Below are 25,513 nucleotides of genomic sequence, written 5' to 3' on the forward strand. Positions count from 1 at the left end.
ACACGAGGGGCTACGCCGTGAATCGGGTTGATGAGCGTGCGTCACGGCTGGTGGCCTTCTGGCGTGCCGTCGAGATGTTCAGTCCGCAAACGGTGCGGAAGACCGACACCCTGACCCCGGACGCCAAGCAGGTCACGCTCGAGGTGCCCGCCAACCACCTCGCCCCGTGGCAGCCTGGCCATCCGATCGCCGAGCGGCGGCTGGATCGCGGTCGGACGTGGCGGTTCACGGTGTACGGCGGCCTGTACAAGCTCGACGCCGTACGGGAGACCCTGGCCTCCGTCTGCGGCGGCGACACACAGGAACCGGACGGCCGGCAGGGCGGTACCACCGCGCTGTTCGCGTTCACGCTGGACGGCGACGGCCGGCTTGTCGAAGACTCCGCCGCCCTGGCGTCGTGTGCCTGGGCGGTCGGCCGCACGGTGTCGCCGGGGCCTGGCGACCCGCGCTGGCTGGACGGGTTCGAAGACGAACAGCGGGGCTTCTCGCTCGCTCTCAACCGGTTGGCTCCGCCGGAGCCTTCGGACCAGGACAAGCAGGGGCAGGGGTCCACGATGCTGGCCGAGATCGGTCAGCACGCCGTGGGCGCGGCACGCGATGCCGTGAAGGAAGGGGCCAAGGCGACCGGGCAGGCCGTCACGGCGGCGACCGCGGTGGCGGTGGGCTCGGTGGCGGGGCCCGTGCTGGGCGGCATCGCCGGCGCGGTGGCCGGGAAGTTCGCCGAGAAGCTGCTCACCCCACCGGAGGGGGAGAAAGACCAGCCGCCCGACCGGGATGCCGAGCCCGCCGCCGAGCAGGCGCTCCGGGCGCCGCGCATGATGACCGCCGCCGACCTGCACGAGTTCGTCGAGGATCTGGCCGAGCACCTGGGCGTCACGCAGGCCCTCCGACCGTCGGGTGTCCGGGTGCACTGCCGGCTGGTGCGAGACACCGACAACCCGAGCGACCACGACTTCCTGAACAGCCAGATAGCGGAGGATCTGGCTCGGCTGCAGGCCGCGGTCCGTGACGGGGACATCGGCACGGGCCTGCGCCGCTACCTGGCCGACTCCCCCGACGCCCCACCCGAACAGCGGGTCGACGTCCGGCTGGACGGCGGTCAGGTGATCGCCGGGGTCGAGCCCAAGCTGATCCCCGCGGGCCGCTGGCCGACCGACCCGGACAAACCACTGGTGCTCAGCCAGCAGTTCGCGGTGAACCAGATCATGGCCGAGCTCGGCGACGCGCCCGGGATCTTCGCGGTCAACGGCCCGCCAGGGACCGGCAAGACCACGATGCTGCGAGACGTGCTCGCCGCGGTCGTGGTCGACCGAGCCGCCCGACTCGCCGAGCTGCGCGATCCGGCGGACGCGTTCGCCGCCGAACTGGGCAGCGTCCAGCTGTCGAAGAACTACCGGGCGCCGATACGCTCGCTGGACCCGGCCCTCACCGGGTTCGAGATCGTGCTGGCCACCCAGGGCAACGATGCGGCCGCCAACGTCACCAAGGAGATCCCCGGCACGGCCGCCATCGCGCCTCGACCGGACGAGGTGCTGGACGCGGCGATATCCGTCGACTACTTCACCGCGCTGGCGTCCCACCTGCTCGGTGAACCGGCCTGGGGCCTCGTCGCGGCCCAACTGGGGAAGCGGTCCTTGCGCGGAAAGTTTGCGCAGGGGTTCTGGTGGGGGCTCAAGAACGCCGACCTCCCCGGCATGCTCGACCTCCTGAAACAGGCCCGCACCGCCCCCGAGACGGTCCCGGACTGGGACGGCGCCGTGGCGGGTTTCCAGCGGGCGTCCGCGGAGGTCCAGCGGCTCGCCGCCGAGCGTCAACAGGTGGCCGACGCGATCGCCGAGGTGCCGGCGTGCCAACGTCACATCGACGACTCGGACGCACGGCTCCGCGAGGTCGAGCGGGCCCGCCACGAACTCGCGGCCGAGTCGAACCGGTTCGTGGAGAAGCTCGCCGCCGCCGCGAGCGCTTACCAGGCCGTCGACGACGAGTACCAGAACCACAGGCTGCACAAACCCGGGTTCTGGGTATCGCTGTCGACCGGGTTGCGGGCCGGCCGGGAATGGCACAGCGAGCACGCCGAGCTGGGCGAGCAGCGCGCGGAGCGCAAACGTCACTGGAACCAGGTCGACGGGCGGCTCACGGACCTGCACGAGCGGCTGGCCCGGGCGGACGCCGAGTTCGCTCGCCTGCGCAACGACAGGGACGTCGCCGCCCGGCGGCTCGCGGACGCACACCGGCACATCGAGGCGGCCAGGCGTCGGTGGCCCCATACGGTGCCGCTGAGCACGAACCTGTCCGACGAGCAGATGCAGCGTTGCGCCCCGTGGGCCGACCGGGAGCTCACCGAGGCGCGCAACCGCCTGTTCCTGGCGGCCCTGCGGCTGCACAAGGCCTTCGCGCTCGGAGCCGGGGTCGCGTTGCAGCACAACCTGGCGGTCGCGGTCCGGGTGATCGGAAACAACCTGCCGGTGCCGCCGCCGGTGCGGCTGGCCGCCTTGCGGTCGTTGTTCCTGGTGGTTCCGTTGGTCTCCACGACGTTCGCATCGCTGCCCCGGCTGTTCGCCGATGTGCCGAGGGAGGCGCTGGGCTGGCTACTCATCGACGAGGCCGGCCAGGCCACACCGCAGCAGGCGGCCGGCGGCATATGGCGGGCCAGGCGCACCGTGATCGTCGGTGATCCACAGCAGCTCGAACCGGTCGTGACGCTGCCCTCCTCGGCCCAGCACACGCTGCGCCGGATCGACGGCGTGGGCGAGCGCTGGCTGCCGGACAACACGTCGGTGCAACTGGTCGCCGACCGGCACGCCCGGTTCGGCACGAACCTCCCCGATGTGGACGGGGGCGATCCCGTGTGGATCGGCACGCCCCTGCGCGTGCACCGCCGCTGCGACCGGCCGATGTTCGACATCTCCAACGCGATCGCCTACGGCGGCGACCTCATGATCTACGGCACGGTCCCTCGGCCCGGGTACCCGGGCCGCAACCGCTGGCTGGACGTGCGGGGCGATGCGTCCGGCAACTGGGTGCCGGCGGAGGGTGACGCGCTCGCGGACCTACTCGACGAGCTGGCCATGGAAGGCTGCCACGACATTCGCGTCGTCAGCCCGTTCCGGGAGGTGGTGGGCAGGGCGAAGGACCGCGTCGGTAAGGCCCGAGCCGAACGGGTCGGCACCATCCACACGGTGCAGGGGCAGGAGGCCGACGTCGTGATCATCGTACTCGGGACCGCACCGTCCAAGGACGGCGCACGGCGTTGGGCGGCCCGGTCACCGAACCTGCTCAACGTCGCGGTGTCCCGGGCCAAGCGACGGCTCTATGTCATCGGCAACAAGCAGAGCTGGCGGCACCTGCGCTACTTCGACGTCCTTGCCGCCACGCTCGACGGCTCCTGACCTGCCTCAGTCCTTGTCGGCGAGCTCCTTCTCGTACTTCTCCGTCATGTGGGCCACCGCCCGGTGCTGTTGTTCGACGTGGCCGGAGCGGGTGTCCACGGCGCGCTGCTTGGCGGCCAGGGTGGACCAGGCCTGGCCCTGGAACTCGGGCATGACGTGCTGGGCGATCAGCTCGTAGGAGCGGTGCGTGGCCTCCGGGTTGGCCCACTCGTGCGCCATCAGCAGGTACGAGCCGAAGCCGTTGGACTGGTCGACCAGCCGTTGCACCTGGGCCTTGGCGTCGTCCGGGGTGCCGATCGCGCCGATGCCGGCGGAGTTCACGAAGTCGATCATCTGCCGGACGTCGCCGCCCTCGACGGCCATCTGCGGGAACGCCGCCACCCGCTGGAAGTAGCGGAACCACTGCTCGATGCCGAACTCGACGTCGCGGTAGGCCTGCTCGCGGGTCTCCGCGATGTGCATCGGCCCGACCAGCCGCCACGTCGCGCGGTCCACGCTCGTGCCGAAGGTCGCCGCCCGCTCCTCCATCACGTTCCAGTGGTGGGCCAGCGCGTCGAACCCGTCGGCGGTCAGCGTGGCGCCGACGGAGAGCAGCCCGACGCCGTGCCGGCCGGCCAGCCGGGGCCCGGTGGGCGAGGCCACGGCGGCCACCGTGACGTCGAAGTCGGAGTACGGCCGCAGGTGCAGCCGGGCCTCGCGCAGCGAGTGGGTGGCCGTGTCGACGGTGACCGGCTCGTCGGTGCGCAGCAGCCGCATCACCACGTCCAGGTTCGTCTCCAGCAGCTCCCTGGTCTGGGTCGGGTCGAGCCCGATCATCGCCGAGTCCGTGGGCAGCGAGCCCGGCCCGACGCCCAGCATGGCGCGGCCCTTGGTCAGGTGGTCGAGCAGCACCATCCGCTCGGCCACCCACAGCGGGTTGTGGTACGCCAGCGAGATCACCCCGGTGCCCAGCCGGATGGTCCGGGTGCGCTCGGCGGCCGCCGCGATGAACACCTCGGGCGAGGCGATGATCTCGCTGCCCGCCGAGTGGTGCTCGCCGATCCAGGCCTCGTCGTAGCCGAGGTAGTCCAGGTGCTCGATCAGGCGCAGGTCCCGCTGCAGGGCCAGCGTCGGGTTCTCTCCCGCCGGGTGGAACGGTGCCAGGAAGATGCCGAAGCGCAGTCTGCTCATGCGCCTCAACGTACGGGTCGAATGTGACGGCCGACACCGTTGCGGGCAGGTTGCTTCGGGCTAGCGGGTTCCGTCGGCGGCCTCGTAGAGCAGGCCGTACATCTCCTCGACGCCGGGCACGTCGGTGAAGTCCAGCGGCTCGTCGGAGGCGGATTCGACGCTCAGGGTGCCGCAGCCGAGCATCCGCTCGAACATGGTCTGGCGGAAGTGCACGCTGGTGATCCGGTGCATCGGGATCTCGAAGCCGGTCCTGGTGAGCACGCCCTCGCGGACCAGGACCCGGCGGTCGGTGAGCACGAAGTGGGTGCACGCCCAGCGCAGCAGCGGCGCCACCGAGAACCAGCCGATCACCGCGGCGGCCGCCAGCGCGATCCCCCACCAGCCGAAGCTCCGCCACGGTTGGTGGCTGACCACGGCGGCGAGGTAGGCCGCCGCGCCCACGGTGACCAGGAAAACCAACCCCGGCATGACCAGCATCTTGGGGTGCGGATGCCGATGGGCGAGCACCTCTTCGCCGGTGACCAGCAGCTCGTCCGGATAGGCCACGCCCGCTACGGTAGTCCGGCGCCGGGGTTCGGTGCGGTAGGACCGCAAAACGTTCTTCTTCGACGGTGTCGGCCGGCTAACGTTCGGCCATGTCGAACCCGCCAGTGGGTCCGCCGCCGGCCGGCTTTCCGCCGTACCCGAGCTACCCGCCGCCCGGCTGGTCCCCGGTGCCCGCCGACCCGCTGATCGCCACCGACTTCGGCGGTTGGTTCAACAGGTTGTTCGGGGTCGTCCGGCGCAGCTTCTGGCGGCTCTCGCTGATCACGTTGATTGCCGGCGGGATCATGGGTCTGGTGGTCGGGACCGGTATCGCGGCCTCGTCCGCCGCCGGCGCCTTCCACCCTGACACCGCCCCGGGGTCCACCACCGCCTACACCGTCGACACCGTCGGTTCTGTGATCATGATGCTCTGCATCCTGGTGGCGGTGTTGGCGGCCATGGTGGGGCAGGGCGCCTCGATCCACCTCGCGGTGACGGACGCCGCCGGCCGGCACGCCACGATCGCCGACGCGCTGCGGGTGGGCCTGCGACGGGTGCTGCCGCTGGCCGGTTGGACCCTGCTGACCGGCGTGGTCGCGATCCTCGGGTTCTTTCTGCTGGTCATCCCCGGCATCTATCTCATGACCGTGTTCAACGCCTCGCTCGCCTGCGTGGTGGTCATCGAGCGCACCGACGCCACCCGATGCTTCGACCTGATCAGCGGACGGTTCTGGGCGACCCTCGGCAGGCTGCTGCTCGGCTGGCTGGTCACCCAGATGATCCCGTACGTGGCCATCATTCCGGTGGCCCTCCTGGGCGGGCTGGTCTCGTCCATCAGCCCCGGCGTTGCCGGCACGATCGCATGGTCCGTGACCAGCGTGGTGATGGTGGCGGCGTTCATCTTCCCGTACTTCGTCCTGAGCACCGCGATCACCGTGGTCACCTACGCCGAGCTGCGCGGTCACGATGACCGGTTCACCAGCGTCCAGACGCTCGCCGACGAGCTCGCCCGCCCGTAGGGCCTCACACCGCGCGAAGGTGCACCACGTCTCCGGACGCGACGGCACGGGTGACGCCGTTCGGCTCGCGGACCACCAGCCGCCCGTCCTCGTCGACGTCCTCCGCGACGGCCAACAGCGTCCGCTCGGCGCCCGGCAGCTCGATGCGGACCCTGGCGCCGAGGGTCGCGCAGGCCGCCCGGTAGGCCGCGCGCAGCCCGCTCGCGTCCGGGTCGCCGCCGGCCTCCCGCCACGCCGCCTCGTCGGCGAGCAACCGCCGCAGCAGGGCGGTCAGCAGCTCGGCGCGGGGGACGTCGGCGCCCTGCGCGGCCAGCGAGGTGGCGGTGTCGGGGAGCTGGTCGGCTCGGGTACGGACGTTCAGGCCGATGCCCAGCACCACGGAGGGGTCGTCGCCTCCGTTGGCCACCTCGGCGAGCAGGCCGGCCGCCTTGCGGCGGTCGTGCGGCGGGCCGAGCAGCAGGTCGTTGGGCCACTTGAGCGCGGCGTCGACGGTGGTGAGCGAGCGGATGGTGTGCACCAGCGACACCCCGGCCAGCAGCGGCAGCCAGCCCCACCGCGACGGCGGCACCCCGATCGGGCGCAGCAGCACGCTGAACGTCAGCCCGGCGTGGGACGGTGAGGTCCAGCGGCGGTCCAACCGGCCTCGGCCGGCCTCCTGCAGCTCGGCGACCAGCACCGTCCGGTCCGCGGCCCCGGAGCGGGCGGCGGCGAGCAGGTCGGCGTTGGTGGACCCGGTGCGTTCCACCACGTCCAGTTTGGCGACGACGCCGGCCAGTTCGGTCCGCAGTGCTGTGACGTCGAGTGCTGAGTCGGCGTGTTCGTCCATGGCGTCACTAAGGTACGCACCTATGAGTACAGCGACGCAGCCGATCGGCGAGCCGCCCGCCGAGGAGCCGGACATCCACACCACCGCCGGCAAGCTGGCCGACCTGTACCGCCGCCACGACGCCGCCATCCACGCCGGCACCGAGAAGGCCATCGAGCGCCAGCACGCCAAGGGCCGCCAGACCGCGCGCGAGCGGATCGACCAGCTGCTCGACCCCGGCTCGTTCGTCGAGCTGGACGCCCTGACCCGGCACCGCTCGACCAACTTCGGGATGGACGCCAACCGCCCGCTCGGCGACGGCGTGGTGACCGGCTCGGGCACCGTCGACGGGCGGCCGGTCGCGGTGTTCAGCCAGGACGCGACGGTGTTCGGCGGCTCGCTGGGCGAGGTCTACGGCGAGAAGATCGTCAAGGTGATGGACCTGGCCGCCAAGATCGGCTGCCCGGTGATCGGCATCAACGACGGCGGCGGGGCGCGGATCCAGGAGGGTGTGGTCGCGCTCGGGCTCTACGGCGAGATCTTCATGCGCAACGTCCGCTCGTCCGGGGTGATCCCGCAGATCTCGCTGGTCATGGGCGCGTGCGCGGGCGGCGCTGTGTACTCGCCGGCGATCACGGACTTCACCGTGATGGTGGACCAGACGTCCAACATGTTCATCACCGGCCCGGACATCATCAAGACGGTGACCGGCGAGGAGGTCGACTTCGAGGAGCTGGGCGGCGGGCGGGCGCACAACACCAAGTCCGGGGTGGCGCACTACCTGGCCGAGGACGAGACGGACGCGCTGTCCTACGTCAAGGAGCTGCTCAGCTTCCTGCCGTCCAACAACCTCTCCGAGCCGCCCCGGTTCGCCCCGTCCGAGCCGGTCGAGGGGTCCATCGCCGACTCGCTGTCCGACACCGACCTGGAGCTGGACACCCTCATCCCGGACTCCCCGAACCAGCCGTACGACATCCACGAAGTGATCACGCGGGTGGTGGACGACGGTGAGTTCCTCGAGGTCCACGCCCTGTTCGCGCCGAACATCGTGGTCGGCTTCGGCCGGGTGGAGGGCCAGAGCGTCGGCGTGGTGGCCAACCAGCCCACCCAGTACGCCGGCTGCCTGGACATCGACGCATCCGAGAAGGCCGCGCGGTTCGTGCGGACCTGCGACGCGTTCAACATCCCGATCCTGACCTTCGTGGACGTGCCCGGCTTCCTGCCCGGCACCGACCAGGAGTGGAACGGCATCATCCGCCGCGGCGCCAAGCTGATCTACGCCTACGCCGAGGCCACCGTGCCCAAGGTCACCGTGATCACCCGCAAGGCCTACGGCGGGGCGTACGACGTGATGGGCTCCAAGCACCTGGGCGCGGACCTGAACATCGCCTGGCCCACCGCGCAGATCGCCGTCACCGGGGCGCAGGGCGCGGTGAGCATCCTGTACCGCAAGGAGCTGCGCCCGCTGGAGGGCGACGAGCTCGCGGCCAAGCGCGCGGAGCTGCAGACCGAGTACGAGGACACGCTCTGCAACCCGTACATCGCCGCCGACCGCGGCTACATCGACGCGGTCATCCCGCCCTCGCACACCCGGGGGCACGTGGGCCGCGCGCTGCGCACCCTGGCCACCAAGCGGGAGGCCGCCCCGGCCCGCAAGCACGGAAACATCCCGCTCTGATGGCCGAGCAGACGCCGGACGAGCAGACGCCCGAGCAGCGGCGCGCGCTGTTCCGAGTGGTGCGCGGCGACCCGGACGACGCCGAACTGGCCGCCCTGACCGCCGTACTAGCGGCCGCCGCCTCCACCCCGCCCGCGCCCGCCGCCGAGGACGCCCGGGGCCGCAGCGTCTGGGTGGACCGAGCGGCCGCCCTGCGCCCGCCACTGCACCCCGGGCCAGGCGCCTGGAGGGCCTCCACCTTACCCCGTTGACCACAGTATCTTGCGTGCTCCACGTAGTAGACTGTGGCCGTGGATGCCGCGAAGCGGAACGTGACGGTGCAGCTCGACGAACAGCTGATCCACCGCGCCAAGGTGCTGGCGGCGCGCCGGGGTACCTCGATCAGCGGCCTGGTCGCCGAACAGATCGTGAAGCTGACCGAGGCCGACGAGCGCTACCAGCGGGCTCGGGAGTCCGCGCTGCGCATCCTGGAGCAGACCCGCGCCGAGCGCGCCCGCCTTGCCGGCACCGACAACACCGAGCGCCGTTGGTCCAGGAACGAGCTATACGACGAGCGACTCGGTCGCTACGGCTCGTGACCGTCTTCGTCGACACCAACGTACTGATCTACGCTCACGACCCGAGAGAACGAGTCAAGTCAGCCACCGCTGACACACTGCTCACCGAGCTCTGGCAGAGCGGCGAAGGTGCGCTCAGCACGCAGGTACTCCAGGAGTTCTACAACGTCGCAACGACCAAGCTGGACCCCAAGCTGAGCCCAAGTACGGCGCGCACGATCGTCGCCGACTACGCGGAGTGGGCGGTGGTGGAGACCACGCCGCAGCTGATCGTGTCCGCGAGCATCCTGCACGAGCACGACAGCGTCAGCTTCTGGGACGCGATGATCGTCGAAGCGGCCATGCTGGCCGGCGCGGCGACGCTGCTGACCGAGGACCTCCAGCACGGCAGGCGGTTCGGCGAGCTGACGGTGCGCAACCCGTTCCGGCCCGGTTCGTAGGGGCGATCGGCGCGCCTGCCGGATCAGGCCGCATGCCCGCGCCGGGCGGGGGCGTACCGCGCAGCCAACCGGGCCAGTGCCAGCGCGGCGACCAGCAGGCCGAAGTCGCGCAGCGCGATGTCGTAGAAGCCGGGGCCGGTCAGCAGGTTGACGATGATGCCGGCCAGCCAGGCGGCGACGAGCAGGCCGCCGAACCGGGGCGCCACCGCCACCACCAGCCCGGCCACGATCTCGATCACGCCGACGGCGAGCATGGCCTGATGCGCGGTGCCCGGCACCAGGTTGTCGACCCAGCCCGCGAGGTAGGTGGGCCAGTCGACCAGCAGGTTGGTGAACTTGTCCAGCCCGAACAGGATCGGCGCCACCGTGAACACGGTGCGCAGCAGCACGAACGCCTGACGGGCCGGGTCGGATCGCAGCGATCCGAGCGCGGACGGGGACAGCTCGGTGGACATGACTTCCTCCTTCTGACGGCTTCTAACGGCAACTCACGCTAACCTTAGAAAGCTTCGACCTCTTTAGTCAACAGAAGTGAGTTTTAGAATGGGTGACGTCGACGAGACACGGCCCTCCCACGTCCAGGGGGACGTGTCCGCCATCGCCGCGCTCGGCGAGCCGACCCGCAGGCGGCTCTACGAGTTCGTGGTGGGCCAGCCCGCGCCGGTCGGCCGGGACGAGGCCGCGGCGGCGGCGGGCGTGCCCCGCGCGACGGGGGCGTTCCACCTGGACAAGCTGGTGGCCGAGGGATTGCTGGAGGTCGTCTACGAGCGACGCACCGGACGCAGCGGCCCGGGCGCCGGCCGCCCGTCCAAGCTGTACCGGCGCTCGGCGAGGCACATCGCGGTCTCGCTGCCCGAGCGGCGCTACGAGCTGGCCGCCCGGCTGCTGGCCGACGCGCTCCAGGAGGCCGAGGCCAGCGGCCAGCCACCCGGCACCACGCTGGGGCGGCGAGCCCACCAACTCGGCATCCAGATCGGCGAAGCCGCCCGCACGGCCGGCGACACGCACGTCGCGGTGCTGCCCACCCTGCGCGAGTTCGGATTCGAGCCTCGGGAAGAGGGCGACACCGTGGTCCTGGCCAACTGCCCGTTCGACACGCTGGCCCGCCAGCACACCGAGCTCGTGTGCGGCATGAACCTGCGCCTCATCGACGGCGTACTGGAGGGCCTCGCCGCCACCGGCATCACCGCCCGCCTCGCACCCCGCCCCGACCACTGCTGCGTCCAGCTCCTCGACGGGTCCCGCCCGGACTCATAGGGCCGTTTGGCGTAAACGGGCACCCCCGCCCGGTGCCCCTGTGCTGTACTGGGAAGACCGCTGGTCATTTCGGGGGACGGTCCGATCGCGCGCCCAACCCGCACGGGGCCTCACTCGGTCGTGGTCGACGATCACGGCCCGCGCGGGCCGACCTTCGAGTGAGGAGCCGACATGAACAGCCCTCAGCCCCCACAGCCCGAGTGGACCGGTCAGCCGGCTCCCGATGCCTGGCCCCAACAGCAGTGGCAGGGCGCCCCCGGCGGTCCGGCCGGCTGGCAGCAGCAGCCCTATCCGGCGGGCTGGGCGAGCGGCCCCGAGACGCCCGTGCGGATGCCGGGGACGGTGATCGCCGGGCTGGTCATGACCTACATCGGGGGCGGTGTGATGGTCCTGATCGGCCTTGTCCTGTTGATCGGGTCGGCCAACAGCGAGTTCTCGACGGCGTTCGCCAGCGGGCTGGGCGCGCCCAGGGAAGCTTTGTCCTTCGTGCTCGTGGCGGTCGCGCTGTTCGTCCTGGTGTTCGGCGCGATCGTCATCCTGCCCGCCGTGCTGGCCAACAAGGGCAGGAACGGGGGACGGATAGCGCTGACCGTGATCGGCGGCATCGCGGTGGCGCTCAACCTGATCTCGCTGGTCGTGCAGGGCAAGCTGGGAGGGCTGCTGAGCACGGCGTGGATCGCGGTGGCGGTGGGGCTGCTGTGGACCGGCCGGGCCACCGCCTGGTTCCAGTACAGGGCGCGGCACCGACACCCGGCGGGGTAGGTGCGGGCGGGTTGGCCGGGCTGGCCCGGCGACGTGCCGGCCGGTTTGCTGTCCTACCCGGCGAGCTGGGGAAACGACCCGGAGACGACCCGACGCCGGCCCGGCACGCTCGTCGCGGGGCTGGTGCTGACCTATCTGGGCGCCGGGCTGGCCGGGGTGTTCGGCCTGGTGCCGGTGGCCGGGTACGCGTTCGAGGTCGCCGCCCACGGCTTCGGCACCGGCTTCGGCGCCGAGATCGTGGCGGTGATCATGTTGTTCCTGCTGGCCGTGCACGTGCTGTGCGCGGGCCTGCTGGTGCTGGCGGCGCTGGCCCAGCAGGGGCGGGGCTGGGCACGGGTGGTCATCACGGTCATCGGCGGCCTGGTGACGTCGATCTGCGGGTGGGTGGCGGCGGGGGAGGTCCGTACGGCGCTGGTCGGCGTGGCGTGGGTGGGCACGGCCGTGACGCTGATGTGGGTGGGCCGGGCGAACGCGTGGTACCGGCACATTGGCGGCCCGGCGGCGCGCGATGTGGTGATCCGGCGCCGTCAGCGTTCGGAGCGCGCCAGCGCGTGCTCCACCAGCGCGATCAGGGCCGCCTGGCAGGAGTCCGCGTTGCGCGCGTCCAGCCGTACCACCGGGCAGTCGGCGGGCAGCACCAGCGCGTCGCGGATGTGGGCGTCGGTGAACGCGGCGGTGTCGTCGAACTCGTTGATCGCCGCCACGAACGGCACCCGGCGGCTCTCGAAGAAGTCGATGGCCGCGAAGCAGTCGTCCACCCGGCGCAGGTCGATCAGCACCACGGCGCCGACCGCGCCCACCGTCAGCTCGTCCCACATGAACCAGAACCGGTTCTGGCCGGGGGTGCCGAACACGTAGAGGATCATCGACTCGTCGATGGTGATCCGGCCGAAGTCCATGGCCACGGTGGTGGTCCGCTTCTCGGCCACCTGGGAGACGTCGTCGACGCCCTCGGACAGCGTGGTCATCTCCTGCTCGGTGCTCACCGGCGGGATCTCGGAGAGCGCGCCGACCATCGTCGTCTTGCCCACCCCGAATCCGCCGGCGACCAGGATCTTGAGCGGGATCGGGGCCGACACCTCCGTGCGGGTGGCGGTGAGCTCAGAGGGTGCGGAGTCCATCAAGCAGCCTTTCCAGCAGCGCTCGGCTGGGTCCACCAGCCGTGGTGGTCGGGGGTGGTGCGTGTACCACCAGGTATCCGGCGTCGGCCAGGTCGCTGACCAGGACCCTGGCCACGCCGACGGGCACCCCGAGGGCGGCGCCGATCTCGATCACCGAGACCGGCCGCCGGCCACCCAGCTCGATGATCGTGCGGTACTCGAAGTCCAGCGTGGTGGCCAGCCGGGCGCCGTGACCGCTGACCGTCACCATTGCCTCGACCGGCATGTCCATGCCGCTCTCGGTGTGGGTCCGGCCCCTGGTCAGCGCGTAGACCGGCACCACGCGACCGGCGCGGTCCGGCTGTGTTGTTCCACCACCGCCCCAGCCACCACTCATCGGGTGGCCTTGGCGGAACGGGCCGCCGGGGTCAGCGCGTGCCCGACGCTGCTGGCCAACATCGTCATCTCGTAGCCGATCATGCCGAGGTCGCACTGCCGCTCGGTGTGCACGACCAGGGTCGAGCCCGCGCTGACCGCCGTCGCGAACAGGTAGCCGCCGGACATCTCCACGATGGTCTGGGTCACGGGCTCCGCCTCGAGCAGGGTGGCGGCCCCGCGCGCCAGGCTGACCAGCCCGGACGCGGCGGCGGCCAGCCGGTCCGCGAGCGCGTCGCCGACCTGCTCGGACGCGGCCAGCGGGAGCCCGTCCCCGGAGACAACCACGCAGTGCCGCACGCCCGGGGTGGCCTTGACGAAGTCGTTGAGCAGCCAGTCCAGCTGGCCGCGCTTCGAGGTCATCTCGGCGCCTCCTGTTCGGCATCGGCGTGGCGGTCGGCGTCCTGATGCTCCTCGGCATCCCGCCGTTCGGCGTCGGCGCGCGCGGCGTGGCGGCTGGCCTGGTACTGGGACAGCGCGTCGGTGGCCGAGGGCGCCCTGGGGGCCGGCACCGGGTGGTCCGGCTCGGGGGCGCGTTCGCGGGCGGGGCCGCGCAGCTCGGGAGCCAGGTGCGTCTGCGGGCGCCGGCGGCTGAGCGTGGGCGGCGGGTCGGGATCGTCGGCCACGTTCATCTCGGGGGCGGGGACCGGTCGGGCGCGCGCCGCCATGGCCGCCGCCGCCCGCTCTGGCTGAGGTTGCGGCCTCGGCCTCGGCCTCGGCGTTGGCCTCGGCCGTGCCCTCGGCGTTGGCGCGGGTTCCTCGTCCTCGCTCCACCAGCGTCCCCACTGCGAGCTCGACGCGACGCCGTTCCGCTCCCACGACCCGGCCGTCTCCGCGGTCGCGGTGCTCGTCCCGGTGCTCGTCCCGGTGCTCGTCACAGGGGCCTCGTCGTCGGCCTCGCTGGCGTGTCGCGGCCGGGCGCCGACCTTGCCGACCCCGAGGGCCGGCCTGGGCTGCCCGGGGCCGCGCTGCAGGTGCCGTCCACCCGGCGTCCGCTGCTGCCCGGGGCCGAACAGCTCGGGCGGCAGCACCACCGCGGCGGTCACCCCGCAGCCGGGGGTCGGCGTGAGCGAGACCTCCAGCCCGTGCCGGTTGGCCAGCCTGGCCACCACGTGGAAGCCGAGCTGACGGGACTCGGACAGGTCCACGTCCGGCGCCCTGGACAGCAGCTCGTTCGCCGCCACGATGTCCTCCGGCGGCATGCCGACGCCCCAGTCCTCGATGGTGATCAGCTCGGCGCCCGGGATCTTGGGGTACGGGCGGCCGGCGATCGAGACGGTCGAGCCCGGCGGGGAGAACCGCACGGCGTTCTCGGTCAGCTCGGCCAGCAGGTGGGTCAGGTCCGCGACGCAGTTGCCGGCCACGGACAGCCGCTCGTCCACCGAGAAGGTCACCCGGTCCAGGTCCTCGGTCTCCGCGATGGCGGCCTGCACCACCTCGCGCAGCGGCACCGGCGCGCCCCACACCCGTGAGGTCTCCTCGCCGGAGAGCACCAGCAGGCTCTCCGCGTTGCGCCGCACCCGGGTGGCCAGGTGCTCCAGCTTGAACAGCTCGGACAGCGCGTCCGGGTCGCGCTCCTTGTCCTCCAGCTGGTTGATGATCTCCAACTGGCGGTAGAGCATCTTCTGGTTGCGTCGCGCCAGGTTGACCAGCAGGTCGGAGGTGAACCGCCGCCGCCCGGCCTCCGAGTCGGCGATCCGCTTGGCCAGGTACATCCGCTGCTGGTCGTCCTCGCTGATCCGCCAGAACAGCAGCAGCCCGACGCAGGCGCAGGCCACCGAGAAGCCGTGGATGCCCGACCAGATCCAGGGGCTGGCCTGGGCGGCGTGGTGGTTGAAGATCAGGTGCGGGAACAGCCAGGACCCGATCCCGTGGCTCAGCGCGGTGAACACGACATTCCACAGAAACGGAATCCAGTCCTGATACAGCGCGATGAACCCGATGATGATGAAGAAGTGGAAATGGGCCTCGATCGATCCGTGACTGAACCCGACAAACGAAATCGAGCAGAACGTCAGGCCCGCGGTGGCAATGATCGAGGCCAGTCGGCGGTATTTGACCCACCACGCCAGACCGGCGCACGCGGCGGGCACCGCGACAACCTCGGCGCATCGCAGCGGGCTGAATCCCAGCACCAGGCCGAACACGAAGAGTACTGGTAGATGCACTGCCAGTACGATCAGCACAATGCGGTGCCGACGAGCCCAGGCCTCCTCGTCCAGCATGTTACCGAGTGGTAGATAACGCCAGAGCGTGTCCATCATCGGACCCGTCCACCTCCTCTCCGGGTGATGACTGGGCCGAATAGAGCAATACGGCGTGATCGACTCATCATCTGTTTGTCGGCATCCAACATTCGATCGGGGAGCTACCGACGGCGACCATAGCCGTCATCTCGAGAAAGCGCGCACCGACGTGAGTCTTTCCACTTTCCGCACAACCCACTACCGGCAAACGGAGTATTCGCGCGAGCGCCGGATGGCGGAGCCTCGCAACAGTACTTCCGCTGTGCCTCACTAGTCTCAGCCACCGTGAAGGTTGTGCTCGCGTCCGCGTCGCCGGCCCGGCTCGGGGTGCTGCGCGCCGCCGGTCTGGACCCACTGGTCGAGGTGTCCGATGTCGACGAGGACGGCGTGCTCACCGCCGTCCGCGACGCCCCTGCGGCCCGCCAGGTGGCCGCGCTGGCCTGCGCCAAGGCGGCCACCGTGGGCGAGCGGCTGGCCGGTTCGGGGGGCGAGCACGCCGACATGGTGGTGCTGGGCTGCGACTCGATGCTGTTCGTGGGCGGCGAGCTGGTCGGCAAGCCGGGCACGGTGGAGGCCGCGCGCCGGCGCTGGACGGGCATGGCCGGCCGGACCGGCGAGCTGCTCACCGGGCACGCGGTGCTGCGGCTGTCCGGCGGCGCGGTCGGCGAGGTCGCCGTCGGCCATGCCGCGACCACCGTCCGGTTCGGCCGGCCCACCGAGCCCGAGCTGGAGGCCTACCTCGCCTCCGGGGAGCCGCTCGCGGTGGCCGGCGGGTTCACCCTGGACGGGCTGGGCGGCTGGTTCGTCGAGGGCATCGACGGCGACCCGTCCAACGTGATCGGCATCAGCCTGCCGCTGGTCCGCCGGTTGCTCGCCGACGTGGGTGTCGTGGTGACCGAGCTCTGGAAACAGGACTAGCCTCGCGAGCATGCCGGTACCGAACGACACAGACCCGAAGCTGGCCGCCTACGCGCACCCGGAGCGCCTGGTCACCACCGGGTGGCTGGCCGAACACCTCGACGACCCCGGGCTGGCCGTCGTCGAGTCCGACGAGGACGTGCTGCTCTACGACACCGGCCACATCCCCGGCGCGGTCAAGGTCGACTGGCACACCGAGCTGAACGACCCGGTGACCAGGGACTACGTCAACGGCCGGCGGTTCGCCGAGCTGGTCGGCGAGAAGGGCATCGGCCGCGACACCACCGTGGTGATCTACGGCGACAAGAACAACTGGTGGGCGGCGTACGCGCTGTGGGTGTTCAGCCTGTTCGGCCACCCCGACGTGCGGCTGCTCGACGGCGGCCGCGCCAAGTGGGTCGCCGAGGGCCGCGAGCTGACCAGGGAGGCCTCCAAGCCGGACCCGGTGGACTACCCCGTGGTCGAGCGCGACGACAGCGTGATCAGGGCGTTCAAGGAGCAGGTGCTCGAACACCTGGGCCGGCCGCTGGTGGACGTCCGCTCGCCCGGCGAGTACTCCGGCGAGCTGCTGCACATGCCCGACTACCCGCAGGAGGGCGCGGTGCGCGGCGGGCACATCCCCGGCGCGGCCAGCGTGCCGTGGGCCCGGGCCGCCGCCGAGGACGCCACCTTCAAGACCCGCGACGAGCTGGAGGCCATCTACCAGGGCGAACAGGGCCTCGCGCCGTCCGACGAGGTGATCGCCTACTGCCGTATCGGCGAGCGCTCCAGCCACACCTGGTTCGTGCTCACCCACCTGCTCGGCTTCGAGAACGTCCGCAACTACGACGGCAGCTGGACGGAGTGGGGCAACTCCGTGCGGGTGCCGATCGTGACCGGGTCCGAACGAGGCTCCGTGACGTGAGTACGGCGGTGAACGGGCTGCCGCCGAGGCTGGCGGAGCTCGTCGAGGACTTCTCCGAGGTCGGGGTGAAGGACCGGCTGCAGCTGTTGCTGGAGCTTTCCGAAGAACTGCCGGCGTTGCCGTCCAAGTACGACGGGCACCGGGAGGAGATGGAGCAGGTCCACGAGTGCCAGACTCCGCTGTTCCTGGCCGTCGAGGTGGACGCCGAGCGCATCGTGCACCTGTACTTCGACGCCCCGCCCGAGGCCCCGACCACCCGGGGCTTCGCCTCGATCATGCACACCGGGCTGGACGGCGAGACCGCCGATGACGTCCTCGCCGTTCCGAACGACTTCTACCTCGCGCTCGGCCTCGGCGAGGCGGTCAGCCCGCTGCGACTGCGCGGCATGGCCGCCATGCTCGCCCGGATCAAGAACCAGGTCCGCGCCGCCGCGTCCTGACCAGCCGGAACGGCGCGCGGCACGGGGTGTCAGGACGCGTTCGAGCGCAGCAGCTCGATGATCGTGTCCAGCTTCTTTCCATGATCGGTGAGCATGGCACCGTGCTCGGCCAGCGTGACGGCCTGCTCGGTCTGCTTGGCGGCGAGCTGATCCAGCTTGACGCCCTGCTCGGCCTGCGTGCTGGCGAGTTCGTCCTGTTTGCCGGCGATCTCTTCCATCCGCATGCCCTGGCGGCGCTGGGTGGCCGAGATGTCGGCGAGCATGACGTAGATCGCCTGCACGTCGTTGTCGAGCTGGCGAACCTTGCGATCCAGCTCCGGGGGGACGCCCATGGCCGCGAAGCCTAACGGTTCGCATCCGGTGCCCTTCCACGCCCTCACGCGAGCATCGCCCGGGCGCGGCCGGCTGCCGTGAACGAAATCGGCCAAACTGCCCCTGGGCACGGCACCGGCCGGTCACAATCCTGCGTACCCCTTATTGATCGGTGTGGTTGCGCCAGGAGTTGATCCGGTTCGATGCCCGGGCCCCGCGTCAGTCGCTGGTTGTCGCGAACGACCGTCGCGAGCCTGGCGGTGCTGGTGGGCAGCCTGGCGTTCGTGGTGATCGTCCGCGTCGGGCAGGGTTCGTCGGCGGCGGACGAGACCGCTTCGATGTTGGCGTACCTGCTCGCCGGCGCCGGTGTCATCGTCACGTTGGTGAGCGGGGAGGTGGAGCGCCGGAGGGCGGCCGGGCTGCCCGCGACCGCCGAGCAGGTAGACCAAGCGGCGGCGACCCTGGCGGGGCGAGTCCGCGAATGGTGGAGTGACGAGGCCCAGCTTCGGAACCTGGAGGAGCCGATGCCGGTGCGGTGGCGGCTGAGCGGTAACGGACCGATGGACCAGCCAGACGCGATCACCCGCGGCGAGCCGTTGACCTTCGCGCACAGCTCCGCCGCTATCGGGCTGCTGGCCGAGCAGTTCCGGGCGTTGCGTCGTGGGCGTCTGGTCATCACCGGCGGACCGGGCACCGGCAAGACCACCCTGGCCGTGCAGCTGCTGCGGGAGCTGCTCGTCGAGCTGGAACCGGGCGAGCCGGTGCCGGTGCTGCTACCGCTGTCCGGGTGGGACCCCGACACAGAGCCTCGGCTCCAGGACTGGCTGGCCACAGAGCTCGATCAGTCGTATCCGCACCTGCGGGCGATCAGTCACCGGGCCGCCGAGGCGCTCGCCGCGCAGGGCCGGGTGCTACCCATCCTCGACGGCCTGGACGAGGTCGACCCCGGACGCCGCGCCGCGATCATCACCGCACTGAACCGAACCTGGCCGGGCAAGTACGTACTGGCTAGCCGTCGTCCCGAGTTCCGCGATGCGATCACCGAGGCTGGCAATGTGCTCACCGGCGCGCTCGTCATCGCCCCCGATTACCTCACACCGAAAGATGCCGCCGGCTACCTGCGTAAACATGTGGCGCCCCAACTCCGACCAGAATGGCGGAACATCCTGCGCGACCTCGCCGGTGGCGACGCGCCTCGGTTGGCGGCGGTGACCGAGACGCCGCTCGGCCTGTGGTTGTTGCGCGCCGTGTACGCCGATTCTCCGCGCGTCCCCTCGGCGCTCACTGACGGTACGTTCACCACCGTCGCCGACTTGCGCGCGCACCTGCTCGAGGAACTCATCCCGGCCGTGATCGCCGCTCGCCCACGCCGTTCCACCCACATGCACAACGGATGCGACCTGCATCGCTGGCTCACCACGCTCGCCGAACAGATGCGCGCCCGAGGGACGCGAGATTGGTACTGGTGGCAACTGCCCGCATACGCCCTCCCGACCCGCCCCCGCGCCGTTGCTGTCACCGTCAGGCTCGTGGTCGCACTGACGCTCGGCCTGGTGGCCGCCTGGGCATTCGGAGTGGCGAGCGCGCTCACGGTCCCGCTGCTGGTCGGGCTGCCGCTCGGGCTGGCAGCATGGCTGGCGCTCCGCACCCTCGGGCGACGTCTCAAGGCTGCCACGGAGGTGGCTGCCGTGATCGTGTTCGCGATCGCTTCAGGGATGTTGGTCTTGGATCAGGTCGGGCTCATGCGGGTGCCCAGGCTGATGGCCGGCCTGCTGGTGATGGGTCTGGCGACGGGGATGGCAGTCGGATACCTGGTCGAGATGCTGGTGAAGCTCGACACCCCGCCCATGCACCCCAACACCCGCGTGGCCGGGCGCGGCCGCAAGCTCGCCGAGGTCGCGGCGTTTGGGCTGTTCGCATGGCTGGGATCCGGGCTGGTGCTCGGGGTACTGGGCGGGCCCTGGACCGGGCTGCTGGTCGGACTGGCGGTGGGGCTGGTGCTGTGTCCTGCTGTTCGCCCCGGCTACGGCCTGGGGCGGCTTCACGACCGCGGCGTTGCGGGAGACGCTGCGCCGGCCCCGTCGGCTGCCGGTCCCCTGGCGGGTCATGCCGATGTTGCAGGACTGCCACCGGCTCGGCTTGGTGCGAGCGGTCGGTACGGCCTACCAGTTCCGGCACGCTCAGCTTCAGGACTACCTGGCCCCGCCGGAACCTCGGTCAGCGGGGTAGGGCGGTCGGGGGGATCTCGGCGGTGTCCTCGGAGGGCTGGTCGGTGGCGTCTCGCAGCGTGATGGTCTGGACGGTGTACTCGATGCCGGCGGGGGTGGCGCGGGTGCGCAGTGAGGTCGGGCCGGTGAAGCGGTGGAAGGTGCAGTCGCGGCTGAAGGTGGCGAGGTCGGTGTTCCAGGCGCGGCCGGTGGTGTAGAAGAGGTCGTAGTCGCCGTCCGGGATGCCGTCCAGGCGGCTCACCTGGCCGGCGGTGACGGCGATCGAGGCCAGCGGCTTCTGGCCGGTGGACATCACGACGACGGCGTCGGCGGTGGCCTCGTTGTGGACTTCTAGGACGCCGTCGCCGGGCTGGCCGGGGGCGCGGTGGTCGGCCACCAGGGTGCCGTTGGGCAGCGGCGGGCGGACGTCGGCGGCGTCGGGTGGCGGCAGCGCGGCGCCCCAGCGGTAGGGCGGGCGGTCCGGGCGGTCGGGGGGCGCGGCGGCCAGCGCGGCCGAGGCGTTCCGCAGCGCCGGCATGCCCGGGGCGGTGGCGATCGCGGCGGCGGCGGTCGGCCCGGCGCAGATCGCGCGCAGGTTGATCTGCTGGCTCAGGAAGGCCAGCTCGCGGGCGAACTGGCGCAGGGCGGTTGCCAGCGCGGTGTTCTCGGCGGCCACGGACGCGGGCGGTGCGCTGTTCGCGAGCCGTTCGGCGGCGCCGCTGGCCACCCCGGCGGCGGCCAGCACGGTCCGGTCCAGCACGTCCAGCGTCGGCGCACGCGCGATGGCGGTGAACGCGCCGGCCAGCTCGCGGTCGGTTCGGTCCAGCAGCTCCTGGTAGGCGGCGGGGGTGGACGCGGTCGGCGGAGGCGCGGGCGGTTCCGGGGCTCGCGCGCACCCGGTGAGCACAACCACCAGCGTGAGCAGGGCGGCCACCGGTGCGCTACGTGTCATCGGCCGCTCCCCCGGGTCGCCGGAAACCTCAAATCTTGCTCTGCTCAAGCTCAAGCCCGGCTCAAGTCCCTGGCCCCCTTCCGGTGACCCCGCCCACAATCCACAGGTACAGCTCCAACGAGGGGAAGGAGCGTACAGATGACACACCTCGCGGCTGCCCCGACACAGGGTGACACCTGGGGCCTGAGCGGACCGACATTCCTGCTTTTCTACCTGGCGCTGGCCGGCTTCATCATGATCGCGGCGCTGGCCGCCCGGCGCACGATGCGGACCCGCCGGGCGCCGGCGTACGGCACGCACGTGCTGGAGACGGAGGGCGACGGCCCGTACCTGGCCGCGTACCTCAACGGCGGCCCCAAGCTGGCGATGATCGCGGCGCTGAGCTCGCTGCGGGTGGCCGGCCTGGTGCGCGGGCGTGACCACCGCTGCGAGCGGGTCGGCACCCCGACCTCGGGGTGGCTGCCCCGGCTGGAGCGGGCAATCCTGGACGAGGCGGGCTCCTCGCCGAAGGTCACCCGGCTGGTCCGGCGGGAACCGGTGGCCGCGGCCCTGGATGCGCTGCGTGACGAGCTGGTCCGGCGAAGGCTGCTGGTCAGCGACCGGGACCGGGCGGCCTTCCGACGGTGGCACTGGGCGATGGTCGCCGTGTTCGCGTTGGGCGTGGTGCGTCTGATGGCCGGCGCCTCGGACGGCAAGCCCATCGGCTACCTGGTGCTCAGCCTGTTGCTGGTGGGGGTTCTGACGGTGCTGCTGCGGGCGATCCCGCCCCGGCGCACCGTGCTGGGCGAGACGGAGCTGGCCCGGCTGCGCTCCGAGCACCGGCACCTGTCCCCGTCGATGCGACCGGACTGGACGGCGAACGGGGCGATGGCGGCGGCGCTGGCCGTCGGCGCGTTCGGCGCGGGGGCGCTGTGGACGGCCGACCCGTCGTTCGCCGACGAGGTGGTCGGGGCCAAGGCGGGCGTCGGCTTCGGTAGCAGCCCCAGCACCTGGTCGGGCGGCTCGTCCGGCTGCGGCAGCTCCGGGGGGTCGAGCTGCGGCGGCGGTGGGGGCGGCGGCTGCGGCGGAGGTGGCGGTGGCGGTGGGGGGTGCGGAGGATGAGCGCCCCGGCGTCCCTCCCCCGGCTCGGCCTGGGCATCGGCTGGCGGCCCGAGATCGCCGGCCTGATCGCCGAGCTGCCCGGCCTGCGGTTCTGTGAGGTCGTGGCGGAGGCGCTGGCCCCACACGGGCGGGCCGAGCCGGAGCCGCCGCCGGCGCTGGAGGCGTTGCGCGGGCGCGGCGTTACCGTCGTCCCGCACGGCACCCGGCTGTCCCTCGGCGGCGCCGAGCCGCTGGACCCCGAGCGGGTCGGCCGGTTCGTCGCGGCCGCCCGCGCGCTGGACGCCCCGCTGGTCAGCGAGCACGTGGCGTTCGTGCGGGCCGGCGGCATGGAGGCCGGGCACCTGCTGCCCATCCCGCGCACCCGCGAGGCGCTGGGCGTGATGGTCCGCAACGTCGGCGCGGTCCAGGCCGAGCTGGACGTGCCGCTCGCGCTGGAGCCGATCGCGGCGCTGTTCGACTGGCCGGAGGACGAGCTGACCGAGGCGGACTTCCTGACCGAGCTGCTCGACCGCACCGGCGCCCTGCTGCTGCTCGACGTGGCGAACGTGTACGCCAACGCCCGCAACCGCGATGTCGACCCGCTCGCCGAGCTGCACCGGCTGCCGCTGGAGCGGGTGGCGTACGCGCACGTCGCCGGCGGCGAGGCGGACGGCGCCGGGATCTACCACGACACGCACACCGCAACCACCCCGGCGCCCGTGCTCGACCTGGTGCACGAGCTGTGCGCCAGGGCCCGCCCGCCCGCGCTCCTGCTCGAACGCGACGGCCACTACCCGCCGGCCCCGGCGCTGTGCACAGAGCTGGATGCGATCGCCGACGCCGCCGGCCTGCCCCGCATCACCCCACAGGACGACCTGGCGGGTGTCCGATGAGCCGCCCGACGCTGGCCGCCAGGCAGGCCGCGCTGGTCGCCGCGCTGGTGGCCGGCGCGGCGGTGCCGGCGGGCTTCGACGAGGGCCGGGTCCGGGTCGCCGAGCGGGCGCTGCGGGCCAAGCGGGCCGGGGAGGTGGCGGTGGCCTGGCCCCGGCTGGCGGCCGGCCTCGGCGCCGAGTGGCCGGAGTGCTTCGGCAGGTGGGCGCGCGGGCGGCCGTCCAAGGGCGCGCTGGCCGACGGCTGGGACCTGGCCCGTGAGCTGGCGTTCCTGGGCCGGTTGCCGGCGCTGGCCGCGACCGAGCTGGCGGTGCGCGAGGTGACCGCGCGCTACGACGGAACGGCCCGGCCGCGCCCTCGGCGTGGGCCGGCGCTGCGGCGGGTACCCGGCGGGGTGGCGGTCGGCGTGCTCGGCAGGGCCTGGGTATTCGGCGCCTGACCGGTCGGAAACGTGCAACAAAATGTGGGCGGTGTCGCGGCGACGGGGCATCGGCACGAGCACTGGCCGCCGCCTAGACTCGGCCGATCGAAGGTTGAGCCCATTCCTACGGGGGAGGCACCGTGGCCGCCGAGGCGACCCGTCAGTTGCGCAGTGTGCTCATCGCGAACCGGGGCGAGATCGCCGTGCGCGTGATCCGCGCCTGCCGCGACGCCGGCCTGCGCAGCGTGGCCGTCTACGCCGAGCCGGATCGTGACGCGCTGTTCGTCCGCCTCGCCGACGAGGCGTTCGCGCTCGGTGGAAACACGGCGGCCGAGTCGTACCTCGACTTCGAGAAGGTCATCGGCGCGGCGAAACGCTCCGGCGCGGACGGCATCCACCCCGGCTACGGGTTCCTTTCCGAGAACGCCGACTTCGCGCAGGCGGTCATCGACGCGGGCCTGACCTGGATCGGCCCGACCCCGCAGGCCATCCGCGACCTCGGCGACAAGGTCACCGCCCGGCACCTGGCGATGCGCGCGGGCGCCCCGCTGGTGCCCGGCACCAAAGACCCGGTCGCCGACGCGGCCGAGGTCGAGGCGTTCGCCGACGAGCACGGGCTGCCGGTGGCGATCAAGGCGGCGTTCGGCGGCGGCGGGCGCGGCATGAAGGTGGCCCGCGAGCGCAGGGAGATCGCCGAGCTGTTCGAGTCGGCGGTCCGGGAGGCTACGGCCGCGTTCGGGCGCGGCGAGTGTTTCGTCGAGCGCTACCTGGACAAGCCCCGCCACGTGGAGGCCCAGGTCCTCGCGGACACCCACGGCAACGTGGTGGTCGTCGGCACCCGGGACTGCTCGCTGCAGCGGCGGTTCCAGAAGCTCGTGGAGGAGGCCCCCGCGCCGTTCCTGACCGACGAGCAGCGCGCCACCATCCACTCCGCCGCGAAGGCGATCTGCAAGGAAGCCGGCTACCACGGCGCCGGGACCGTCGAGTTCCTGGTCAGCCAGGACGGGCTGATCTCGTTCCTGGAGGTGAACACCCGGCTGCAGGTCGAGCACCCGGTGTCCGAGGAGACCTCCGGGCTGGACCTGGTGCGCGAGCAGTTCCGCATCGCGCAGGGCGAGCGGCTGAACGTCACCGAGGACCCCGAGCCGCGCGGGCACTCCATCGAGTTCCGGATCAACGGCGAGGACGCCGGGCGCAACTTCCTGCCCGCGCCCGGCACCGTCAGCCGCATCGAGTACCCGGCAGGGCCGGGGGTGCGGGTGGACGCCGGGGTGGAGTCCGGCTCGGTGATCGGCGGCCAGTTCGACTCGCTGCTGGCCAAGCTGATCGTCACCGGCTCGGACCGGGCGCAGGCGCTGGAACGCTCCCGGCGCGCGCTCGCCGAGTTCACCGTCGAGGGCATGGCCACCGTGCTCGACTTCCACCGCGTGGTCGTCGACGACCCGGCGTTCGCCGCGCTGGACGCGGACGGGTTCACGGTGCACACCCGCTGGATCGAGACGGAGTGGGAGAACACCGTCGCCCCGTTCACCGGGGGTGCCGGCGAGGACGCCGAGGAGCCCGCCGAGCGCCAGACCGTGGTGGTCGAGGTGGGCGGGCGGCGGCTGGAGGTCTCGCTGCCCGGCGACCTGGCCCTGGGCGTCGGCGGCGGTGTCGTCGGTGGCGGCGGCGCGGCGGCCGGGGCGCGCAAGCCGCCGCGCAAGCGGGGCGGCGGCAAGGGCGGCGCGGCGGTCTCCGGCGACGCGGTGACCGCGCCCATGCAGGGCACCATCATCAAGGTGGCCGTGTCCGACGGGGACACCGTCTCGGCCGGCGACCTGGTGGTCGTGCTGGAGGCGATGAAGATGGAGAACCCGGTCACCGCGCACAAGGGCGGCACCGTCACCGGGCTGGCCGCCGGCGCCGGCAGCTCGGTGTCCCAGGGCACCGTGATCTGCGAGATCAAGGACGCCTGAGCCGCGGCGTTAGCGATCGCGAACTGTTTGGACGGATCGGGTCCGCGCGG

General features: G+C 72.0%; 27 protein-coding genes. 16 read left to right on the forward strand and 11 right to left on the reverse strand.

Annotated features, from left to right (window positions below; translation table 11 throughout):
* Positions 1–92 precede the first annotated feature (92 nt).
* Positions 93–3,389, forward strand: coding sequence for a DEAD/DEAH box helicase (locus N912_RS56400; protein WP_245645622.1), 3,297 nt, complete (start codon positions 93–95; stop codon positions 3,387–3,389).
* Positions 3,390–3,395: 6 nt separating this feature from the next.
* On the opposite strand, the gene N912_RS0134070 is transcribed toward N912_RS56400, so the two are convergent.
* A complete protein-coding gene (locus N912_RS0134070) occupies positions 3,396–4,559 on the reverse strand; it encodes an LLM class flavin-dependent oxidoreductase (protein ID WP_028925935.1) in 1,164 nt (387 codons plus the stop codon).
* Between the two features lie 60 nt (positions 4,560–4,619).
* Positions 4,620–5,105, reverse strand: coding sequence for a PH domain-containing protein (locus N912_RS0134075; RefSeq protein WP_028925936.1), 486 nt, complete (start codon positions 5,103–5,105; stop codon positions 4,620–4,622).
* Positions 5,106–5,194: 89 nt separating this feature from the next.
* Here N912_RS0134075 and N912_RS0134080 point away from each other — a divergent pair, with 89 nt between their 5' ends.
* Positions 5,195–6,103: a hypothetical protein gene (locus N912_RS0134080; RefSeq protein WP_156994223.1), complete on the forward strand. Its 909-nt coding sequence runs from the start codon at positions 5,195–5,197 to the stop codon at positions 6,101–6,103.
* A gap of 4 nt (positions 6,104–6,107) precedes the next feature.
* On the opposite strand, the gene N912_RS0134085 is transcribed toward N912_RS0134080, so the two are convergent.
* The gene (locus N912_RS0134085; protein ID WP_028925938.1) at positions 6,108–6,929 is read right to left on the reverse strand and encodes a biotin--[acetyl-CoA-carboxylase] ligase; all 822 of its coding nucleotides are present in this window, start codon (positions 6,927–6,929) and stop codon (positions 6,108–6,110) included.
* Positions 6,930–6,951: 22 nt separating this feature from the next.
* On the opposite strand from N912_RS0134085, the gene N912_RS0134090 reads away from it, so the two are divergent.
* Genes N912_RS0134090 through N912_RS64705 form a run of 4 tightly spaced genes read left to right on the forward strand, consistent with a single transcriptional unit; the run spans position 6,952 to position 9,583 of the window.
* The gene (locus N912_RS0134090) at positions 6,952–8,586 is read left to right on the forward strand and encodes an acyl-CoA carboxylase subunit beta (RefSeq protein WP_028925939.1); all 1,635 of its coding nucleotides are present in this window, start codon (positions 6,952–6,954) and stop codon (positions 8,584–8,586) included.
* Positions 8,586–8,837 (forward strand): acyl-CoA carboxylase epsilon subunit, encoded by a 252-nt coding sequence (locus N912_RS0134095; RefSeq protein ID WP_028925940.1) that lies wholly within the window; start codon positions 8,586–8,588, stop codon positions 8,835–8,837. Before N912_RS0134090 ends, N912_RS0134095 begins: the two co-directional genes overlap by 1 nt.
* Positions 8,838–8,876: 39 nt before the next feature.
* Positions 8,877–9,164, forward strand: a complete 288-nt coding sequence (locus N912_RS64700) for a DUF6364 family protein (protein WP_169748004.1) — start codon at positions 8,877–8,879, stop codon at positions 9,162–9,164.
* Positions 9,161–9,583, forward strand: a complete 423-nt coding sequence (locus N912_RS64705; RefSeq protein ID WP_028925941.1) for a PIN domain-containing protein — start codon at positions 9,161–9,163, stop codon at positions 9,581–9,583. Before N912_RS64700 ends, N912_RS64705 begins: the two co-directional genes overlap by 4 nt.
* A gap of 23 nt (positions 9,584–9,606) precedes the next feature.
* On the opposite strand, the gene N912_RS0134110 is transcribed toward N912_RS64705, so the two are convergent.
* Positions 9,607–10,038 carry a hypothetical protein gene (locus tag N912_RS0134110; protein WP_051581195.1) on the reverse strand — a complete coding sequence of 144 codons (432 nt, stop codon included), beginning with the start codon at positions 10,036–10,038 and terminating at the stop codon, positions 9,607–9,609.
* A gap of 88 nt (positions 10,039–10,126) precedes the next feature.
* Between N912_RS0134110 and N912_RS0134115 the strand changes: the two genes are divergently transcribed.
* Together N912_RS0134115 and N912_RS0134120 are read left to right on the forward strand one after the other, a co-directional pair.
* Positions 10,127–10,840, forward strand: coding sequence for a helix-turn-helix transcriptional regulator (locus N912_RS0134115; protein WP_028925943.1), 714 nt, complete (start codon positions 10,127–10,129; stop codon positions 10,838–10,840).
* Between the two features lie 171 nt (positions 10,841–11,011).
* The gene (locus tag N912_RS0134120) at positions 11,012–11,602 is read left to right on the forward strand and encodes a hypothetical protein (RefSeq protein WP_156994224.1); all 591 of its coding nucleotides are present in this window, start codon (positions 11,012–11,014) and stop codon (positions 11,600–11,602) included.
* A gap of 131 nt (positions 11,603–11,733) precedes the next feature.
* On the opposite strand, the gene N912_RS0134125 is transcribed toward N912_RS0134120, so the two are convergent.
* The 5 genes from N912_RS0134125 to N912_RS60980 form a co-directional block, all read right to left on the reverse strand.
* Complete coding sequence (locus N912_RS0134125; RefSeq protein WP_156994225.1) at positions 11,734–12,039, reverse strand: hypothetical protein; 306 nt, start codon at positions 12,037–12,039, stop codon at positions 11,734–11,736.
* Between the two features lie 90 nt (positions 12,040–12,129).
* Positions 12,130–12,723: a GTP-binding protein gene (locus tag N912_RS0134130; RefSeq protein ID WP_028925946.1), complete on the reverse strand. Its 594-nt coding sequence runs from the start codon at positions 12,721–12,723 to the stop codon at positions 12,130–12,132.
* Positions 12,704–13,042, reverse strand: a complete 339-nt coding sequence (locus N912_RS0134135; RefSeq protein WP_169748005.1) for a DUF742 domain-containing protein — start codon at positions 13,040–13,042, stop codon at positions 12,704–12,706. The genes N912_RS0134130 and N912_RS0134135 overlap by 20 nt, the downstream gene beginning before the upstream one ends.
* Before the next feature lie 53 nt (positions 13,043–13,095).
* Complete coding sequence (locus N912_RS0134140; RefSeq protein ID WP_028925948.1) at positions 13,096–13,500, reverse strand: roadblock/LC7 domain-containing protein; 405 nt, start codon at positions 13,498–13,500, stop codon at positions 13,096–13,098.
* Positions 13,497–15,362, reverse strand: a complete 1,866-nt coding sequence (locus N912_RS60980; protein ID WP_169748006.1) for an ATP-binding protein — start codon at positions 15,360–15,362, stop codon at positions 13,497–13,499. Before N912_RS60980 ends, N912_RS0134140 begins: the two co-directional genes overlap by 4 nt.
* A 306-nt stretch (positions 15,363–15,668) precedes the next feature.
* Between N912_RS60980 and N912_RS0134150 the strand changes: the two genes are divergently transcribed.
* Genes N912_RS0134150 through N912_RS0134160 form a run of 3 tightly spaced genes read left to right on the forward strand, consistent with a single transcriptional unit; the run spans position 15,669 to position 17,645 of the window.
* Positions 15,669–16,301, forward strand: coding sequence for a Maf family protein (locus N912_RS0134150; RefSeq protein WP_028925950.1), 633 nt, complete (start codon positions 15,669–15,671; stop codon positions 16,299–16,301).
* Between the two features lie 10 nt (positions 16,302–16,311).
* A complete protein-coding gene (locus N912_RS0134155; RefSeq protein WP_028925951.1) occupies positions 16,312–17,205 on the forward strand; it encodes a sulfurtransferase in 894 nt (297 codons plus the stop codon).
* Positions 17,202–17,645 (forward strand): SufE family protein, encoded by a 444-nt coding sequence (locus tag N912_RS0134160; protein WP_245645624.1) that lies wholly within the window; start codon positions 17,202–17,204, stop codon positions 17,643–17,645. The genes N912_RS0134155 and N912_RS0134160 overlap by 4 nt, the downstream gene beginning before the upstream one ends.
* A gap of 29 nt (positions 17,646–17,674) precedes the next feature.
* On the opposite strand, the gene N912_RS65330 is transcribed toward N912_RS0134160, so the two are convergent.
* The gene (locus tag N912_RS65330) at positions 17,675–17,977 is read right to left on the reverse strand and encodes a hypothetical protein (RefSeq protein ID WP_028925953.1); all 303 of its coding nucleotides are present in this window, start codon (positions 17,975–17,977) and stop codon (positions 17,675–17,677) included.
* Between the two features lie 210 nt (positions 17,978–18,187).
* Here N912_RS65330 and N912_RS0134170 point away from each other — a divergent pair, with 210 nt between their 5' ends.
* Positions 18,188–20,248 (forward strand): NACHT domain-containing protein, encoded by a 2,061-nt coding sequence (locus tag N912_RS0134170; protein WP_169748007.1) that lies wholly within the window; start codon positions 18,188–18,190, stop codon positions 20,246–20,248.
* Here the strand turns inward: N912_RS0134170 and N912_RS0134175 are convergent.
* Positions 20,175–21,116: a hypothetical protein gene (locus N912_RS0134175; protein ID WP_156994226.1), complete on the reverse strand. Its 942-nt coding sequence runs from the start codon at positions 21,114–21,116 to the stop codon at positions 20,175–20,177. The two genes, N912_RS0134170 and N912_RS0134175, sit on opposite strands and share 74 nt — an antisense overlap.
* 138 nt (positions 21,117–21,254) lie before the next feature.
* On the opposite strand from N912_RS0134175, the gene N912_RS65335 reads away from it, so the two are divergent.
* From N912_RS65335 to N912_RS0134195, 4 genes are all read left to right on the forward strand, one after another.
* Positions 21,255–22,217 (forward strand): TIGR04222 domain-containing membrane protein, encoded by a 963-nt coding sequence (locus N912_RS65335; RefSeq protein ID WP_028925956.1) that lies wholly within the window; start codon positions 21,255–21,257, stop codon positions 22,215–22,217.
* Entirely contained in the window at positions 22,214–23,089 is an 876-nt protein-coding gene (locus N912_RS0134185; RefSeq protein WP_028925957.1) for an MbnB/TglH/ChrH family RiPP precursor modification enzyme, read from the forward strand. The genes N912_RS65335 and N912_RS0134185 overlap by 4 nt, the downstream gene beginning before the upstream one ends.
* The gene (locus tag N912_RS0134190; RefSeq protein ID WP_028925958.1) at positions 23,086–23,526 is read left to right on the forward strand and encodes an SCO6045 C-terminal-like domain-containing protein; all 441 of its coding nucleotides are present in this window, start codon (positions 23,086–23,088) and stop codon (positions 23,524–23,526) included. The genes N912_RS0134185 and N912_RS0134190 overlap by 4 nt, the downstream gene beginning before the upstream one ends.
* Before the next feature lie 122 nt (positions 23,527–23,648).
* Positions 23,649–25,463: an acetyl-CoA carboxylase biotin carboxylase subunit gene (locus N912_RS0134195; protein ID WP_028925959.1), complete on the forward strand. Its 1,815-nt coding sequence runs from the start codon at positions 23,649–23,651 to the stop codon at positions 25,461–25,463.
* The last annotated feature ends 50 nt before the right edge of the window (positions 25,464–25,513 follow it).

The sequence above is a fragment of the Actinospineispora acaciae DSM 45401 genome (assembly GCF_000620785.1).
In the GTDB taxonomy this organism is placed as follows: domain Bacteria; phylum Actinomycetota; class Actinomycetes; order Mycobacteriales; family Pseudonocardiaceae; genus Pseudonocardia; species Pseudonocardia acaciae.